Below are 2,138 nucleotides of genomic sequence, written 5' to 3'. Positions count from 1 at the left end.
GCCGGCTGGCCATGCGGCGGCGTGACTGGCTGCGCTGCCGTGAGCGGCCGGTGCGCTCGTCGTCGTAACCGCCGCCGTCGAAGCTGGTCGCGAAGTCCGCCCCGTCGAGCGTCCCGCCGCGGGCGAGCAGGTTCAGCTGCTCCCGCTGGTTCATCCGGCCCCGGGAACGGCTGCGCCGGCGGGACGGATCGCGCTGACGGTAGGACGTGTCCAGCTCGTGGGGGCTGGCGCTGCGGTCGCTCCCGAGGTCCGGGTAGCTGGACAGCGAGTCGAAGTCGTTGGTCCGCCCCGAGCGCAGCCGGTACGAGCGGGCACCGTGGCTCCGCATCATGGCGTCCTGCTCGTGCTCGTCCGGGTAGCGACCGGTGCGCGCGACCCGGCGACCCGCATCGAGTTCGGCCCGCTCGTAGTTCATCAGCGGCCGTGTCCTGCGCACCTGGCCATTGCTGTCGAAGTACGGCGCGTTGCCCCGGCCGCTGCGGAGCATGTGGCTGTAGCTGTCGTCGGACTGCTCGACGGCCGCGGTGCGTGGTGCGTTGCGGAAGCCGGGCTGATGGGCGTACCCCATCATGTTCATGTGCATGGCGTTGGCCGGGTTGTTGTGCACCTCCAGCGCTTCGGTCTGCGCGTCGCGGTACTGCCGCTGCGTCATACCGGTCGTGCCGATGCGGTCCCGGCGGCGTGTGCCGGTGCCGTCGTGGGCCCGGTGGTCGTCATAGCCCTCGTAGTAGGCGGGGAGGTCGTTCTCCACGGCTCGGGCGTGGGCGCCGACCGCTCCCGCCTGGCCACGGGGCACCCGGGTACGGGCGCGGGGGGCGGCGGCGGAGTACAGGATCGGGTGTTCGGCCTGGTGCGTGCTGTTGCCGTCGATCACCGAGTCCCACTCGTCCTCCAGACGGCGCCGCTCGCGGTTGCGGCCGCGGTAGGTGCCGTCGTCGTACCCTCCGGCACGCTGGATCGTCAGCGGGGCGCTGGCGTTCGGCCCGGACAGACTGCGTGAGACGGCCGCGTTGCCCGCGAGCCGCTGGAGGTTCAGGATCGAAGTCGCCCCGGACGAAGCCGCGTTGTCGTTCTGGCGGGGGAGGGGGCGGGAAGATGTCCCCCCACGCGTCCGGGTCGGGTCTTCGCGTGCGTACATCGCTGGCTCCCTGGGTTGTGCAGGCTCTCGTCGAGCAAATTGAAGACGGTACGGGAGGGCGACGAGGCGACACCAGGGTCTCCGAGGCACAAGTCGGCGTCCTGGCGGGCAGAGTTGAGGCGGCCCGGCGGACGGCGTCCGCCGGTGAGCGGGGGTGTGCCCCGGCTTTCGGTTGACCCTGGCTTGGGGCTTGGGGCTTGGGGCTAGCGGCTAGGGCGCGGGGCGGTCTGTCGGCTCCCCCGCGCGTTTGACGCTCATCCTTGCGTCGACCTTCTCCGTCGGTGTGACCTCCGACCAGAAGCGGTGGCAGGTGACGAAGACCGCCAGTTCCCGTTCGCGTTGGCGGAGTTTTTCGACCTCTGCCTGTTCGTCGGGGGTCCAGCCCGGGGAAGCGGGGCGTTCCACCTTGCGCCAGCCGTGGTCGTCGCTGAAGCCGTCCAGGGGCTCGACCGACCAGGGGAGCCGCTTCAGCAGGGCCAGAAGTTCGGCCCGGACCTGATGCAGCTCCTCCTGACCGGACAGGAGGTCGCTTGGGAAGTCGAAGGTCTCAGCCACCCGGCAATGGTACGTCTGTTCGATTTTGCGATGCGAGTTCTTTGGGGGATGTCGCAGGGGGAGTTCACGCGAACGCTCGTGTTGTCAGTGCCGCGCGCGAGACTGGACGTATGTGCCGCAGCATCAAGACTCTCCGACCGCCCGTCCTGCCCGAAGAGGCCACGGAGGAGGACATCCGCGCCGCCGCTCTTCAGTACGTCCGCAAGATCTCGGGCTTCCGCGCCCCGGCCGCCCACAACCGCGAGGTCTTCGAACGCGCCGTCGACGCCGTCGCCGAAGCCACGGCCGAACTCCTGGCCGGACTGGAGGTGAGGGGGCAGGGCGGGCGCAAGGAGCAGACCTCCCACACGCCTTAGGGCTCGTAAAGAATCAACACGTTGCTTCACGGTCTCTGCGTCGTTGGTGTGGTATGCGCATACCGAGCGAGGTCCGCAATCAACTCGCC

Annotated in this window: 2 protein-coding genes and 1 pseudogene; 1 reads left to right on the top strand and 2 read right to left on the bottom strand. The window is 69.7% G+C overall.

Features of this window, described 5'->3' with window-relative positions:
• Both ACZ60E_RS30755 and ACZ60E_RS30750 read right to left on the bottom strand, forming a co-directional pair.
• Positions 1-1,138: pseudogene (locus ACZ60E_RS30755) on the bottom strand (hypothetical protein); the annotation flags it as partial.
• Between the two features lie 210 nt (positions 1,139-1,348).
• The gene (locus tag ACZ60E_RS30750) at positions 1,349-1,693 is read right to left on the bottom strand and encodes a hypothetical protein (protein WP_453795411.1); all 345 of its coding nucleotides are present in this window, start codon (positions 1,691-1,693) and stop codon (positions 1,349-1,351) included.
• 110 nt (positions 1,694-1,803) lie between these two features.
• Here ACZ60E_RS30750 and ACZ60E_RS30745 point away from each other — a divergent pair, with 110 nt between their 5' ends.
• Complete coding sequence (locus ACZ60E_RS30745) at positions 1,804-2,049, top strand: DUF2277 domain-containing protein (RefSeq protein WP_453795412.1); 246 nt, start codon at positions 1,804-1,806, stop codon at positions 2,047-2,049.
• The last annotated feature ends 89 nt before the right edge of the window (positions 2,050-2,138 follow it).

It is taken from the genome of Streptomyces sp. NPDC102514, from assembly GCF_055584525.1.
This window is presented reverse-complemented; position numbering and strand designations above follow the sequence as displayed.